At 60.6% G+C, this 13,876-nt stretch carries 17 protein-coding genes; 10 read left to right on the forward strand and 7 right to left on the reverse strand.

Going from position 1 to position 13,876, the window contains the following annotated elements; genetic code table 11:
- The first annotated feature begins 3 nt into the window (after nucleotides 1-3).
- On the forward strand, nucleotides 4-1,371 hold the full coding sequence (locus ROSERS_RS16915) for a DUF58 domain-containing protein (RefSeq protein WP_157041125.1): 1,368 nt from the start codon (nucleotides 4-6) through the stop codon (nucleotides 1,369-1,371).
- Between the two features lie 3 nt (nucleotides 1,372-1,374).
- Here ROSERS_RS16915 and ROSERS_RS16920 read toward each other — a convergent pair whose 3' ends face one another.
- The 5 genes from ROSERS_RS16920 to ROSERS_RS16940 form a co-directional block, all read right to left on the reverse strand.
- Nucleotides 1,375-1,728, reverse strand: a complete 354-nt coding sequence (locus ROSERS_RS16920; RefSeq protein ID WP_157041126.1) for a hypothetical protein — start codon at nucleotides 1,726-1,728, stop codon at nucleotides 1,375-1,377.
- A gap of 18 nt (nucleotides 1,729-1,746) precedes the next feature.
- The gene (locus ROSERS_RS16925; RefSeq protein WP_011957992.1) at nucleotides 1,747-2,109 is read right to left on the reverse strand and encodes an STAS domain-containing protein; all 363 of its coding nucleotides are present in this window, start codon (nucleotides 2,107-2,109) and stop codon (nucleotides 1,747-1,749) included.
- 79 nt (nucleotides 2,110-2,188) lie between these two features.
- On the reverse strand, nucleotides 2,189-2,632 hold the full coding sequence (locus ROSERS_RS24300) for an ATP-binding protein (protein ID WP_011957993.1): 444 nt from the start codon (nucleotides 2,630-2,632) through the stop codon (nucleotides 2,189-2,191).
- A gap of 2 nt (nucleotides 2,633-2,634) precedes the next feature.
- Nucleotides 2,635-3,099 (reverse strand): ATP-binding protein, encoded by a 465-nt coding sequence (locus ROSERS_RS16935; RefSeq protein WP_157041127.1) that lies wholly within the window; start codon nucleotides 3,097-3,099, stop codon nucleotides 2,635-2,637.
- 386 nt (nucleotides 3,100-3,485) lie between these two features.
- Complete coding sequence (locus ROSERS_RS16940; protein ID WP_011957995.1) at nucleotides 3,486-5,036, reverse strand: acyl-CoA carboxylase subunit beta; 1,551 nt, start codon at nucleotides 5,034-5,036, stop codon at nucleotides 3,486-3,488.
- Between the two features lie 298 nt (nucleotides 5,037-5,334).
- Between ROSERS_RS16940 and ROSERS_RS16945 the strand changes: the two genes are divergently transcribed.
- Nucleotides 5,335-5,676 carry a hypothetical protein gene (locus tag ROSERS_RS16945; RefSeq protein ID WP_011957996.1) on the forward strand — a complete coding sequence of 114 codons (342 nt, stop codon included), beginning with the start codon at nucleotides 5,335-5,337 and terminating at the stop codon, nucleotides 5,674-5,676.
- 6 nt (nucleotides 5,677-5,682) lie between these two features.
- On the opposite strand, the gene ROSERS_RS16950 is transcribed toward ROSERS_RS16945, so the two are convergent.
- Nucleotides 5,683-6,195, reverse strand: a complete 513-nt coding sequence (locus tag ROSERS_RS16950; RefSeq protein ID WP_011957997.1) for a GNAT family N-acetyltransferase — start codon at nucleotides 6,193-6,195, stop codon at nucleotides 5,683-5,685.
- Between the two features lie 77 nt (nucleotides 6,196-6,272).
- Between ROSERS_RS16950 and trxA the strand changes: the two genes are divergently transcribed.
- Both trxA and ROSERS_RS16960 read left to right on the forward strand, forming a co-directional pair.
- The gene (gene trxA / locus ROSERS_RS16955; protein ID WP_083763314.1) at nucleotides 6,273-6,626 is read left to right on the forward strand and encodes a thioredoxin; all 354 of its coding nucleotides are present in this window, start codon (nucleotides 6,273-6,275) and stop codon (nucleotides 6,624-6,626) included.
- A 17-nt stretch (nucleotides 6,627-6,643) separates the two neighbouring features.
- A complete protein-coding gene (locus ROSERS_RS16960; protein ID WP_011957999.1) occupies nucleotides 6,644-6,928 on the forward strand; it encodes a metal-sensitive transcriptional regulator in 285 nt (94 codons plus the stop codon).
- On the opposite strand, the gene ROSERS_RS16965 is transcribed toward ROSERS_RS16960, so the two are convergent.
- A complete protein-coding gene (locus tag ROSERS_RS16965; protein ID WP_011958000.1) occupies nucleotides 6,929-7,168 on the reverse strand; it encodes a hypothetical protein in 240 nt (79 codons plus the stop codon). It abuts the gene before it with no gap.
- Between the two features lie 327 nt (nucleotides 7,169-7,495).
- On the opposite strand from ROSERS_RS16965, the gene dhaK reads away from it, so the two are divergent.
- From dhaK to ROSERS_RS16995, 6 genes are all read left to right on the forward strand, one after another.
- Entirely contained in the window at nucleotides 7,496-8,488 is a 993-nt protein-coding gene (dhaK, locus tag ROSERS_RS16970; protein ID WP_011958001.1) for a dihydroxyacetone kinase subunit DhaK, read from the forward strand.
- An 86-nt stretch (nucleotides 8,489-8,574) separates the two neighbouring features.
- The gene (dhaL, locus tag ROSERS_RS16975) at nucleotides 8,575-9,240 is read left to right on the forward strand and encodes a dihydroxyacetone kinase subunit DhaL (protein ID WP_011958002.1); all 666 of its coding nucleotides are present in this window, start codon (nucleotides 8,575-8,577) and stop codon (nucleotides 9,238-9,240) included.
- Between the two features lie 21 nt (nucleotides 9,241-9,261).
- Nucleotides 9,262-10,941, forward strand: coding sequence for an anaerobic glycerol-3-phosphate dehydrogenase subunit GlpA (gene glpA, locus ROSERS_RS16980; protein ID WP_011958003.1), 1,680 nt, complete (start codon nucleotides 9,262-9,264; stop codon nucleotides 10,939-10,941).
- Nucleotides 10,942-10,956: 15 nt separating this feature from the next.
- Complete coding sequence (gene glpB / locus ROSERS_RS16985; protein ID WP_011958004.1) at nucleotides 10,957-12,201, forward strand: glycerol-3-phosphate dehydrogenase subunit GlpB; 1,245 nt, start codon at nucleotides 10,957-10,959, stop codon at nucleotides 12,199-12,201.
- Nucleotides 12,198-13,445: an anaerobic glycerol-3-phosphate dehydrogenase subunit C gene (locus tag ROSERS_RS16990; RefSeq protein ID WP_011958005.1), complete on the forward strand. Its 1,248-nt coding sequence runs from the start codon at nucleotides 12,198-12,200 to the stop codon at nucleotides 13,443-13,445. Before glpB ends, ROSERS_RS16990 begins: the two co-directional genes overlap by 4 nt.
- 15 nt (nucleotides 13,446-13,460) lie before the next feature.
- Nucleotides 13,461-13,856 (forward strand): PTS-dependent dihydroxyacetone kinase phosphotransferase subunit DhaM, encoded by a 396-nt coding sequence (locus ROSERS_RS16995; protein ID WP_232282646.1) that lies wholly within the window; start codon nucleotides 13,461-13,463, stop codon nucleotides 13,854-13,856.
- Nucleotides 13,857-13,876 lie beyond the last annotated feature (20 nt).

The raw sequence follows: 13,876 nt of genomic DNA on the forward strand, positions 1-13,876 counted from the left end.
TATGTGACGCGAATCATGCTTGACGGTGGGCGTCGGGGATGGCGCTGGTTGACATCCGGCGGAAATATTCGGGTGCGGCGACCGCCAGCGCTTTTTGTCGGTCCGTTGCTGCTGCTGCTTGCGCTTGCCGCCCCGTACCGCTGGTTGTTTTTCCTGGCGTACAGTTGCCTGATCCTCACGCTGGCATCATACGGCTGGGTACGATACGTCGGACCCCGGCTCCACCTTGATCGTCGCCTGAGCCAGAAGTGGGCGCAGGTGGGCGATACGCTGGAAGAAACGTGGTGTCTTCACAATTGCGCACACTTACCGGTGCTCTGGCTGGAGATCGATGACGTCTCAACCATCCCCGGCTATAGCGCCCGGCGCGTTGTTTCGGTTGATCGCAACGATCATCGCACCTGGACAACCGGAGCGATGTGTGTACAGCGCGGCATCTACACGCTTGGTCCGTTACGGGCGCGCACCGCCGATCCCTTTGGCATCTTCGAGTACGAATGGCGCGAAGAACGCACGCGGCAGATCGTCATCTATCCGCCGCTGGCGCACGTGAGAGGGCTGACATTGCCGCTGGGACGATCCGGCAGTGTCGCCCGCGCCGACATCCTTCGCCGCCACACGACGCCAGACGCCAGTAGCGTGCGCGAGTACGCACCAAGTGACATGCTCAACCACATTCACTGGCCCACCGTTGCGCGCACCAACCGGTTGATGGTCAAAGAGTTCGACCAGGAGCGCGCTGGCACGCTCTGGATCGCACTCGATCTCTGTGCGGAAGCATACCAGGAATCTGCGATCACAAGCGGCACGGTCGCTGCACCGGTTTCGCTCCAATCATCGGCGCTGCCCGAAGCGCCGCACTTCTGGGAGACGCCGCTCGAACTGGCAGTCGTCATTGCGGCTTCGCTTGCAGCAAAGGCGCTGGATGAAGAACGGCTTGTCGGTTTCCTGGCAGACGATGGACGTCCGCGCCTGGTGCAGGCGGGACGCGGACCTCGCCAGCTATGGCGCATCCTGGAAGAACTGGCAGACGTCCGTGCCACAGGGACGCTGCCCATCGGCGACGTCGTGCGGCGCGAACGCGGGTCGGGCACAGCGCTGGCGGTGATCACACCTGCGCTCGACGGGGCGTGGCTGCCTGCACTCGCCGAATGGCAGCGAGGACGACCCGGCGCAGCGCTGGCGATGCTGATTGTCCCGGCGCCATTGCGTGCATCTGCTCTCGAAGAGCGGCTGGCGGCCCTCGGCGCGCGCTCGTATGTTTGCGTGGTTGGACAACCATTGCCGCTGGTGAACCCGCCACGACCGCGAGCAACGCTGCGAATCTCGCCGTTGGGGAAGGTTATCGGCGACGTGCGCAGAGAACGATAGGCGTTACTCATGATCCGGTTTGCGCGGCAGACGACGGTCGGGCAGGAGACGGCTCGAACCGTCTGTCAGGCGTCGGGCGCGGCGACGCATCAAATCCCCCGTGGAACGTTCCCGGCGTGTCGCACGACGCCCACGCTCCACCATCATGCGCCAGGCATCTTCTTCGGTGACCGGCATCGCCAGTTCTTCATCGCTGTACCGGTGCGCCTGACGTTCATTCAGCGCAGCGATACGCTCCTCGAAACGTTCCTCATCAGGAGAGAGCGACGTAAGCGTCGCCCAATAGCGCCACAACAGGTATGCAGCAAGAAGCAGGAGAGCCGCGAAGAGAACAAACAATAAAAAGAAATCACCCATCGCCACCCACCCGGCGCATCACGCCATTGCGGCGGTAAAGCCCCGGATCGCCTCGTCTTCGTCCTGATAGATATCGACATACTGCGCCAGACCGACCATGCGAAAAATCTTCTGGAAGTGCTGCGAGAGACCACTCATCGCCAGGCGCTGATTATTGCGGTTGACCTCGGTCACAATCCCGATCAGGATCGCAATGCCAGCGCTATTGATATAGTCGTTCTGGCGAAAGTTCAGCAGGATATTGCGCGCGCCTTTGCGTGAAACTTCATTGTAGGCGTTCGTGATCTTTTCCTCGGCGAAGGTTGTCACATCACCGATCAGATCGATGATCGCCACACCTTCTCGCTCACGAATGTGCACATTCAGGTCGTCGTCCAGCATACTGATCACTCCTGCCACCTGCGCCTGCTGTTGCCGCGTCGTCAAAATCAAAGCAGGACAGGAAATTCCGCATTATGAATCACGCCCTTGGACAACGGCGCATACACATATACAACACATTGCCGCCGCCGGGCGAAGGCTCAAAGCCACACGCATCGACCAGTTGCGTGATCAGGTACAGACCGAGACCGCGTGGCGGCGCATCACCGCGCAACCGCTGCTCGATACACGATGTTACGTGACCGGAATACGGTTTCAATCCCTGATCCTGCACGCAGACCGTCAACCCGGAACCATCCCAGACACACGTCACATCGACGCGCAGCCCTGGCGTCTGTGCATTACCATGCTCGATGGCATTGAGGCATGCCTCACTGACTGCGGTCTTCAAATCCTCAACACGTTCGGTTGCGAAACCAAGGCGATGCGCAAATGAAGCGACTGCTTCGCGCACAACCCGCTCATAGCCCAGTTCACTCGGTATCGAAAGGTCGATCGAGGACGAGATGGATGGATCGTACATGCTTATGACTGTTTCTCCAGATGAATGACCATACGTACCTGATTGCCGCCGGACGGAGCCGTGGTAAACTCCACCTCGTCCATCAACTCACGGATCAGCCAGATACCCCAACCCCCCTTGTCTCCCCGTGTAAACGATTCTTCAATCGTAGGGGGCGGTGAAAGGTGTGCCAGCTCAAGCGGTTTGCATCCCTGATCGGCAACGCTGACAACCAGTTCAGACGGACGAACCGTCAGCATCACCAGCACGCGCATCCGCGCATCGTGAGCATTCCCGTGCTCAATCGCGTTCGTAATCGCCTCAGCCAGCGCAGTACGCAATGCATCGACCCGATCGGCGCTGAATCCCATGCGCCGGGCAAGTGACGCTGCTGCGTCCATTGCAACTTTTTCATAGCCAAGTCGGCTGGGCAAATGTAACTCAACGACACGCTCGACCGGCCCGGCGTTGTGACTCACATCCGCCATAGCACTTCGCCCACTCATGGCATGCACCGAACACAGATCGTGCATAATGCATCAGGCACGGCTCTCATCTTAGCACGACTCCCTGTCGGGAAGCAATAGGGAATTTGGGTCGATGCCTCCAATGGTTCATGTTCCATCGGCGCAACTGCGAGTCTGCACCGGTACACCATGCTACGCCGCTCATAGTATAGAACGCTGGCATAACCAATGTGTTGCTGTATCGATTGGATCAAGAGGCTGGACGCGATGTGGAGGCGAAAGCAACGATCACGCGGAGTGAGGGGGAGAGATTCTTGCGCTCCCTTCTCCCGCCAGCGGGAGAAGGGAGCGGGGGAAATGAGGAGAACCAGGGCATCAGAACAACGGATATGCAGCATCAACCCTGTTCACAGCGGAATGTTGCCGTGTTTGCGCGGCGGCAGGGTTTGTCGTTTCCCGCGCGCCAGACGCAACGCGCGGATCAGCGCGGGGCGCGTTTCGCGCGGCTCGATGACATCGTCGAGGTACCCGCGCTCGGCAGCGATATACGGGTTGGCGAAGCGGTTCTGGTAGTCTTCGACCAGTTCCGCCAGGCGCGCCGCCGGATCGGCAGCCTGCGCCAGTTCACGGCGGAAGATGATCTTGACGGCTGCATCGGCGCCCATCACCGCGATCTCGGCGGTGGGCCAGGCAACGTTGAAATCGGCGCGGATATGCTTGCTCGCCATCACATCGTATGCGCCGCCATACGCTTTGCGTGTGATCACAGTCAGTTTCGGCACCGTCGCCTCGCAGTATGCATACAACAACTTTGCGCCATGACGGATAATGCCGCCATACTCCTGCTGTGTTCCGGGCAGGAATCCGGGCACATCGACAAAGGTGATCAGTGGAATGTTGAACGCATCGCAGAAGCGCACAAAACGCGCCGCCTTGACCGATGAGTCGATATCGAGCGTCCCCGCCAGGTGCGCAGGTTGATTGGCGACAACGCCAACCGCGTGCCCGTCGAGACGCGCAAAGCCGATAATGATATTGCGCGCCCAGAAGGGTTGCACTTCGAGAAAACTGCCCTCATCGACAACCGCTTCGATCACCTGGAGCATATCGTATGGCTTGCGCGGATTGTCGGGAATGATCGTTTGCAGGTTTTCGTCCATGCGATCAGGATCGTCGTCGGGCGGGACATAGGGCGGATCTTCCAGGTTATTCGATGGCAGGAAGGAGAGGAGCGCCCGCACCTGATCGAACGCTTCTTCTTCGCTGTCGGCGGCGAAATGCGCCACGCCGCTGCGCGAGTTGTGCGTCATAGCGCCGCCCAGTTCCTCAAAGCCGACATCCTCGCCGGTGACAGTCTTGATGACGTCGGGACCGGTGATGAACATTTGCGAACTGCCCTTGACCATGAGGATGAAGTCGGTCATTGCCGGGGAATAGACCGCGCCGCCAGCGCAGGGTCCGGCGATCACCGACAGTTGCGGCACCACGCCAGACGCCATCACATTGCGGTAGAAGATCTCCGCATAGCCACCCAGACTGACGACCCCTTCCTGGATGCGTGCGCCGCCGGAGTCGTTCAAGCCGATACATGGCACGCCCATACGCAGGGAGAGGTCCATCACCTTGCAGATCTTCTCGGCGAACACTTCGCCGAGGGATCCGCCAAACACGGTAAAATCCTGCGAAAAGAGGCAGACGTGCCGACCATCGATCGTACCATAACCGGTAATCACCCCATCACCCAGCGGCTTGTGGCGATCCATGCCGAACGCGGTGGTGCGATGGACGGCAAAAGCGTCGAGCTCGACGAATGAACCGGGATCGAGCAATTTGTCGATCCGTTCACGAGCCGTCATTTTGCCACGTGCGTGCTGCTTCGCCGCAGCCTCCGGATCGGTCGTGCGTGCGCGCTCACGCCGCCGACGCAGATCCTCGATGCGCTCGCGAGTTGTCTTCATTGGCACACCTGTCCTTATAGGCAATGCATCAGCGTGATTATACGAGACGGAGATACACCGGCAGGGTAGCGCCAGTTACGAATCCATAGACTGAGGGTTATGAAATGGAGATTGAGAAATAAATCCGCTATCCCGCGCTAGCCGTGGGGCTGAAGCCCTCGGCTAGGCAAGGCGAAGCCCGCCTGCGCGGGCTATAGCGGAATAATTACTCAAAGACCATATCATTCCTCGCGCAACACCCTATCCCTCCACGCTCGTCTGATATGATGAAATATCGTGATCGAGAACGAGGTGCACAATGATCGATCATCAACCAGCGGAGCGCACATGGTTGCGCAGCGTTGCAGTGTGGGGACTGTGGCTGGCGGTGCTGGCGCTTGCGGCTGTCGTCTGTTACGTTATCTGGCTGCGCGCCTTCTTTGAGATCTACTATGTGTGGCTCAATCTGGGAGACGCCGCCCGATTAGCCTACGAACTCACGATGGTCGCACTGACGGTGGGCATGGTCACATGGATCGCCGTGGGTGAGCCGTACCTGGCAGCTGGCGCTCGTGCACAGCGGCTTCTACGCCGGTTTGCATACGTTGTCGTGCCGCTGCTCATCGCTGGCACCGTCGGGCTGGTCATTCCACTGCTGTGACGACGATCAGAGCAACCGATAATAGATGACCGCCGTGTGCAACGATCCATCAGCGCTGCAGGCATATTTCGGGATGCGCCCGGCGAAGGTGTACCCGCACGCCTGGTACAGCAGTTCCGCCGGATCGCCCTCGCGCGTATCGAGGATCAGCAGCGAGCGACCTTCACGCCGCGCTTCTTCTTCCACTGCCGCCAGCAATGCCCGCGCAACGCCCCGGCGCCGCGCCGAACGCAGTACCATCAGTTTTTTCATTTGCGCACGATGCTGCTCACCCGGTTTCTGCGCCAGCTCCAGTTGAACGGCGCCGATGATCGTGTCGCCTTCACGTGCAACCAGCAATACACGCAGACGTTCGATAACATCATCGCAAATGGCATCCCAGTAACGTTGCGCCGTCGCAGTATCGAGCGGCATCAGAAAGCCAAGCGAAGCGCCGCTCTCCACCGCGTCTTTCAACAGTGCCACCAATCCAGGGCGTGCAGCACGAAATGTGGCTGCATTGATGCGCTCGATCACCATTCCGCACTCCTTGACTTCATGATACAGTCAGATTATACTGTATCGGCATACCCCTGGGAGGTATGTATAGACCACGAATGCAAAGGGAGTATCAAACCGTTATGGCAAAGCCTGTCACTGTCACCGACGATGATTTCGAGCAGCAGGTGCTGAAGTCCGACATTCCGGTTGTTGTCGACTTCTGGGCGCCGTGGTGCGGTCCATGCCGGGTCATTGCGCCGATCCTCGAAGAACTGGCAAACGAGTACGATGGCAAAGTCAAGGTTGCCAAAGTCAACACCGACGACCATCAGCTCTGGATGAGCAAGTTTGGCATCATGGCAATCCCGACCATGATCTTTTTCAAGAACGGCAAGGAGATCAATCGGATTGTCGGCGCCGGTCCCAAGCGCATGCTGAAAGAGGCATTTGATGCAGCCGTTGCTGCATAAGCGCAGGGGAGAAAGCGATGTCCGCACCGCGACCTGTGCGCCCGATAAGCGATGAGTTGCGTCACGATGTCCTGGTGCGACTGCGCCGGATTGAAGGTCAGGTGCGCGGCATTCAACGGATGATTGAAGAGTGTCGTGATTGCAAGGAGATCGTGACCCAACTCGCTGCCGTTAAGGCCGCAGTTGGAAGTCTGAGCGCGCTGCTGGCGGAAACCTATGCGCGCGATTGCCTTTGCTCTGGCGCAACCATCGACTCGGAAGAGATTGCGCGCCTGCTCGACGTGCTCAAGTCGGCGCGATAATTACGGTCCCACCAGTCCATTCGCACCAAACTCTGATGTATAGGCGCCGGTTGATGTTGCACTCACAACATCGCCGGCGTTCACTCCGCTCACGGCGAATGTCCCGCTGAATGCGCCATCGGCGGCAGCAGTGAGGACACCCAGCAACTGTCTGCCCTCGCCCATGCTTCCCACCGTACCGTGCGAAAGGAAAATCTCGACCTGCGCGCCACTGAATGCCGTCTGCACGCTTTGTGACATTCTCCGTCGCCTCACGACGACGGCTTCTCAGCCAGTGCACGGCGCAACCGCCCGCGTTATCGCCTGACTGCGCCGTCCGGGCGGAGACGGAACAAATGCACCATTCATGCGACGCCCGTCACATCCAGACGGGGAGCGCATTCCTTATCAGATCGCGCGCTCACATCCCAATTCCCTGCAAACCGCCTTCTTGCAGGGATATGCCGATCATCGGCTTCTGGTATAATAACGCGCGTACATTGCTCATCAACAACCAGCGCAGTAGTGCGATCCAGCGCGCAACAATGACAGTGTGGTCACATAGTGATACGCCAGGAGGGCGCACGAGTGAAGATGCTCATCAATACACCCGATACGCTTGTGTCCGACGCGCTTGATGGTCTGGCGTGCGCCCATCCAGAACTGATCCGTGTGCGACGTAACCCGGATTATGTCATTCGCGCCGATGCGCCGCTCCGCGACCGGGTTGCGGTCGTGAGCGGCGGCGGCAGCGGACACGAACCGATGCATATCGGGTATGTCGGGCGAGGGATGCTGACTGCTGCCTGTCCTGGCGCCATTTTCACATCGCCGACGCCGGATCAGATTCTGGCGGCCACGCACGAAGCCGCCAGCGACGCAGGCGTTCTGTACATTATCAAAAACTATGCCGGCGATCGGATGAATTTCGAGATCGCTATCGAGATGATCACTGCCGAGGGCATCCCGGTTGCGACGGTCATCGTGGCCGATGATATTGCAGGTCCGGCAGCAGAACTGCGCCGCGGCACCGGCGCCACTGTGATCGTAGAGAAAATCGCTGGCGCGGCTGCGGAGATGGGCGCCTCGCTCGACGAGTGCGCCCGGATCGCGCACCATGCTGCCAATCAGAGTCGCTCGATCGGCGTTGCGCTCTCCGCCTGTACCGTGCCATCGCTTGCCCGCCCGTCCTTTCATCTGGACGATCACGAGATCGAGATCGGCATCGGTATCCATGGCGAGGCAGGCTGGCAACGCAGCACGCTTGCGCCGGTGTCTCAGATTATTGATCGCTTGTGCGACAATCTTCGCGATGACCTGAACCTGCGCGCCGGGGATCGGACGCTGGCGTTCGTCAATGGGTTGGGTGCAACCACGTACCTTGAGTTGTATGTCGCATTCAATGAAGTTGCACGCTGGTGTACGACCCACAATATCACGATCGAGCGGAGTCTGGTGGGTCATTATATGACGTCGCTCAACATGGCAGGATGTACGGTAACATTGACGCGTCTCGACGATGAATTGCTGCGGTTATGGGATGCTCCGGCATGGACACCGGCGCTGCGTTGGGGAATATAGTTCAGCATAAAGCCCTGATACCATCGACTGATTGCTATCCATGCAACACGCACCTGTGAGGAGATGTTTATTTGGAGGCTTCCCGGATGCAGATCACCGTTGACCATGTCATCCGCTTCATTGAGCGCGCTGCCGCGCTGATCCGTGACCACGCAGCCGAATTGACGGAACTCGATACGGTGATTGGCGATGCAGATCACGGCGCCAATCTGAATCGCGGTTTCTCTGCGGTGGTCGTCAAACTCGATACATTTCAGGAGAGCGATATTGGCGCTATCCTTGATATGACCGGGAAGACTCTCCTGGCAACCGTCGGCGGTGCAGCCGGTCCGCTGTACGGAACGGCATTTCGGCGCGCTGGCGCGCTGCTGGCTGGACGATCGGTTATTGACGGAAGGGATATTGCTGCGGCGCTCGAAGTGGCGCTCGAAGGCATTGTGGAACGTGGTCGGGTGCAGCGCGGCGAGAAAACGATGCTCGATGCGATTGCACCGGGAGTTGAAACGTTCCGCGATGCCATCATGAACGGAAGTTCGCTCGAAGAGGCGGCGCGCTGCGCGCTTGCCGCCGTCGAAGAAGGCATGCGCGCAACAATCCCGATGCAGGCGACCAAGGGCCGCGCAGCGTTCCTTGGTCCGCGCAGTATCGGGCATCAGGACCCTGGCGCAACCTCTGCATACTATATCGCCCGTGCAATGGTTGGTCTCGATGACGATCCGCCAACCGGGACGCCGGAGATGCAGAACCTGTAGATACCAGCGAGGAATGACACGATGCGTACACTGACGACGGATGTTCTGGTGATTGGCGGCGGCGCAACCGGGACGGGCGTTCTGCGCGATCTGGCGCTGCGCGGCATTCGCTGCGCCCTGGTCGAGAAGGGCGACCTGACGCATGGCACGACGGGGCGCTATCACGGGTTGCTGCATTCCGGCGGGCGTTATGTGGTGAAGGATCCGCAATCGGCGGAGGAATGCGCGCGCGAGAATGAGATTCTGCGCCGGATCATGTCGCACTGCATCGAAGAAACCGGCGGGTTGTTCGTCGTGACCCCGGCGGACGATGAAGCCTTCGCCGATCAGTTTGTCGCCGCCTGCCGGCGCACCGGTGTTTGGGTCGAAGAGATACCGGTACGCGAGGCGCTTCAACGTGAACCGCTGCTCAACCCGCGCATCAGGCGGGCATTCGCGGTACGCGATGGCGCCGCCGACTCATTTCTCGCCACCCACGCCAATGCGGATGATGCACGGCGCTACGGCGCGCAGGTGCTGACCTATCACCGCGTCGTTGAACTGGAACGCACGGCAGACCGGATTATTGGCGCGGTGTGTGAGGACCTGCGCAGTGGCGAAACGGTGCGCATCCATGCCAGTTTCATCATCAATGCGACCGGGGCGTGGGCAGGGAAGATTGCGGCGCTTGCCGGTCTGCGCATCAGCGTCGTTCCCGGCAAGGGGACGATGATCGCCATGAATCATCGGATCGTCAATACGGTGGTGAACCGCTGCAAGATGCCAGCGGATGGCGACATTATCGTGCCGATCCACACGGTTGCGGTGCTTGGAACGACCGATATACCGGTTCCCGACCCGGATGTGTACGATATAACCCCGGAAGAGGTCGATCTGATCCTGGAAGAGGGCGAGTGGCTTGTCCCCGGCGTGAGTCACATGCGCACGCTGCGGGCATGGGCAGGGGTGCGCCCGTTGTATAAGGAAAACGACGCTGGCAGCGACCGTGATATTCCCCGCACCTACAAACTGCTCGACCATGAAACGCGCGATGGGGTCGCCGGGATGGTCAGCGTGGTCGGTGGAAAGTGGACCACGTATCGCCTGATGGCGGAGAAAACGGTTGATCTGGTTGCCGCCAGGCTTGGGGTGACTGTGCCGTGTCGGACGGCGGATCTGCCTATCGAAGCGTTGCACCACGGCGCAGCGCCCGATCAGGATCGCCGCGCACGCGCGCGGTTCGCCATTCTGACCTCGCCGTTCTATCTGCTGGGACATCGACTGGCGGAAGTCGAGGCGGACGATAGTTATGGCGATCTGATCTGCGAATGCGAACTTGTCACCCGCGCCCAACTCGAGGCGGCAATCCAGAGCGAGGGCACTGCCAATCTCGACGATCTGCGCCGCGATACGCGCCTCGGCATGGGTCCGTGCCAGGGTGGGTTCTGCACCTATCGCGCTGCGGCGATCTGGTACGAACTCCGCAACCAGCATTCGCCCGCGCAGCAGGCTGCCGGTGTACCACCCGCGTCGGCATTGCTCACACACTTTCTGCAGGAACGCTGGAAAGGCGTCACGCCAACGCTGTGGGGCGATCAACTCCGCCAGGAGCGCCTCGACGAGTTGAACTACCTGGAAACGCTGGCAGTTGATCGTTTGCCGGAGACTACGGATACGGCGATTGAGGCGTCGCGCGATGTTGTGATTGCAGCGATCGTGTGACGATAGGGGAGCGATATGCGCACCACACTCGTGATCGGCGCCGGCTTGAGCGGCTTAATGGGCGCTCTGGCGCTGGCAGAGGCAGGATTGCAACCGCTGGTGCTGGCGAAGGGGCAGGGGGCGACCCACTGGACTGCCGGAACTGTCGATGTCTGGGGCGCCGATGAACGCACGCCACGAGAGGCGATCCACGAGATCGGCGCGACACACCCACAGCACCCATATGCGCTGATCGGTGCGCACGCCGTTGAAGAGGCAATCGCTCGCTTCCGCGCGCTGACAGAAGCAGCCCGTTACCCCTACGTTGGCGGATTGGAGCGCAATGTGCTGCTTCCCACGGCGGCAGGCGCGTTGCGCCCGGTTGCACTGATGCCGGTGACGATGGCCGCCGGTGATGTCCGCCTGGGCGGAGAGATGCTGATCGCCGGGTTCCGCGAATTGCGCGATTTCTATCCACCGTTCATCGCCGCCAATCTTGCGGCTCAGGGAGTGGCGGCGCGCGGCGTGTACCTGACCATCCCCGCTGCATTCCGCCGACGTGAATATACCACGGTCATCCTTGCGCGCATGTTCGATGACCCGGCATTTCGGGCGGAGATCGGCAGACAACTCCACACGCAGCGCGGATCGGCGACGCGGATTGGGCTGCCAGCCATCCTTGGTTTGCGCGATCCGCTCAGCGTGGTTGCCGATCTTCAGCGCGCCAGCGGTGCGCAGGTGTTTGAGATACCAACGTTGCCGCCGTCAGTTCCCGGCATGCGGCTGTTCACCATCCTGCGCGATGCAATTGAACGTTCCGGTGGACGGCTTCAGATCGGCTCAGAGGTTCTTCGCGGTCACGGCGAAGAACGCTGGCTTACTGCCGTCTGGAGCGAAGCGGCGGCGCGTCAGCAGGAGCACCGGGTCGAGCGCCTGCTGCTGGCGACCGGCGGGATCGCAGGCGGCGGAATCCGCACCGACCACATGGGCATTATTCGCGAAACCGCTCTCGATCTGCCGGTGTGCGCACCGGCAAACCGCGCTGACTGGTTTTCACCGCGTTTCCTCGATCCGGCAGGGCATGCGATCTACACCGCTGGCGTTCCGGTCGATCCATGCCTCCGACCCATCGACATGCACGGTGCACCGGTCTACACCAATGTCGCCGTTGCCGGCGCAACGCTTGGAGCAACCGATACCGTCCGCGAACGCAGTCGCAGCGGCGTTTCAATCGCTACCGGCTGGGCAGCAGGACGCATACTGGCAGGAACCGCATCATGACGATCATACCGGTGGATCATATTGAGCATTCCCTTGAACAATCGCTCGACCATTGCATCAAGTGCAACATCTGCACTGCGGCATGCCCGGTCAGCGCAGTAACCGACCTTTTCCCCGGACCCAAGTATGTCGGTCCGCAGGCGCAACGCTTCCGGCACGACCGTCAACCGTCTCCCGACGAGTCGGTAGACTACTGCTCAGGATGTCGCGTGTGCAACGAGGTGTGCCCGACCGGCGTCCGGATCGCGGAACTGAACGCGCGCGCGCGGGCGCGTCTGGTGGCGGAGCGTGGCATACCGCTGCGTAACCGGTTGATCAGTCGCTCGGGGTTGATCGGGCGTCTGGGAGCAGGACCGCAGGCGCCGCTGGCGAATGCGGCGCTCAGTTTCAAGCCGTTGCGGGTCATTATCGAACGGACGTTGGGGATCGCGCGGGAAGCGCCGCTCCCGCCATTCAGCCGCTCGACGTTTCGATCCTGGTTCCGGCGTCGGCGCACTGCTCAGCTGGTTGCCACAAAAGGGCAGGTCGTCTATTTCCATGGGTGCGCAGCCAACTACTACGAACCATGGATCGGCAGAGCAGTGGTTGCCGTACTCGAACACAACGGGTTTGAGGTGCTGCTGCCGGATCAGCGCTGCTGTGGTCTGCCGCTGCTCTCGAACGGCGACTTCGCCGCTGCGCGCCGCGCACACGAGGCAAACATCGCGCTCCTGGCGCCCTACGCATTGCGCAACATTCCCATCGTCGGCGCCAGCACCAGTTGCACCCTGACACTCAAAGAAGAAGCGCCAGAACTGCTCGGTATGCAGAGCGACACTGTGCGCGCCGTCGCCCGGCAGACGTATGACATCTTCGAGTTTTTGCGCATGCTGCACGAACGAGGCGAGTTGCGGACCGACTTTCGTCCCATCGAGCGCACCCTGCCGTATCATCCGCCGTGCCAGTTGCGCGCCCACCGCATCGGGCGCCCGGCGCTCGATGTGCTGGAACTCGTTCCAGGGTTGCAACTGATCGAAACCCATGCCAGTTGTTGCGGCATCGCCGGGACGTATGGGCTGAAAGTCGAGAAGTATCAGATCAGTATGGACGTTGGCGCGCCGCTGTTCGACATGGTGCGCCGTTCAGGTTCCACGATGGCGCTGTGCGACTCGGAGACGTGCCGCTGGCAGATCAGCCACGGCGCCGGCGTCACGGCGCGCCATCCCATCGAAATCCTCGCTGAAGCGTATGGTCTCGTGACGTAAGTTATGGTTGGTCTGTTGATCGTTGCTCACAGCGAACGTCTCGCCAGCGGCGTGAAAGAGTTTACCGAACAGGTAACCCGCGGGCAGGTGCCGATCGTCGCAGTCGGCGGCGCGGTAGACGGATCGCTGGGAATCAGCACCGATGCCATTCGTCAGGGTCTGCGGCAGATCGCCAGCAGCGACGGCATCCTGGTTCTGGTCGATTTCGTGAGCGCCGCGCTGAGCGTCGAAGCTGTACTCGAAGATGAGCCGCACATGCGTGTCGTTATCAGCAACGCACCGCTGGTGGAAGGCGCCTACTTCGCCGCCGTCGAGGCATCGGTTGGCGCCACCCTGGAAGAAACCGCCGCAGCCGCACTGCGCGGGCGTGATCTGGTGAAAGTCCAGGAACATGGGACGAGTCATCCGTAGTCTGGTATGTATTCTGAGGT

The organism is Roseiflexus sp. RS-1 (genome assembly GCF_000016665.1).
GTDB lineage: Bacteria > Chloroflexota > Chloroflexia > Chloroflexales > Roseiflexaceae > Roseiflexus.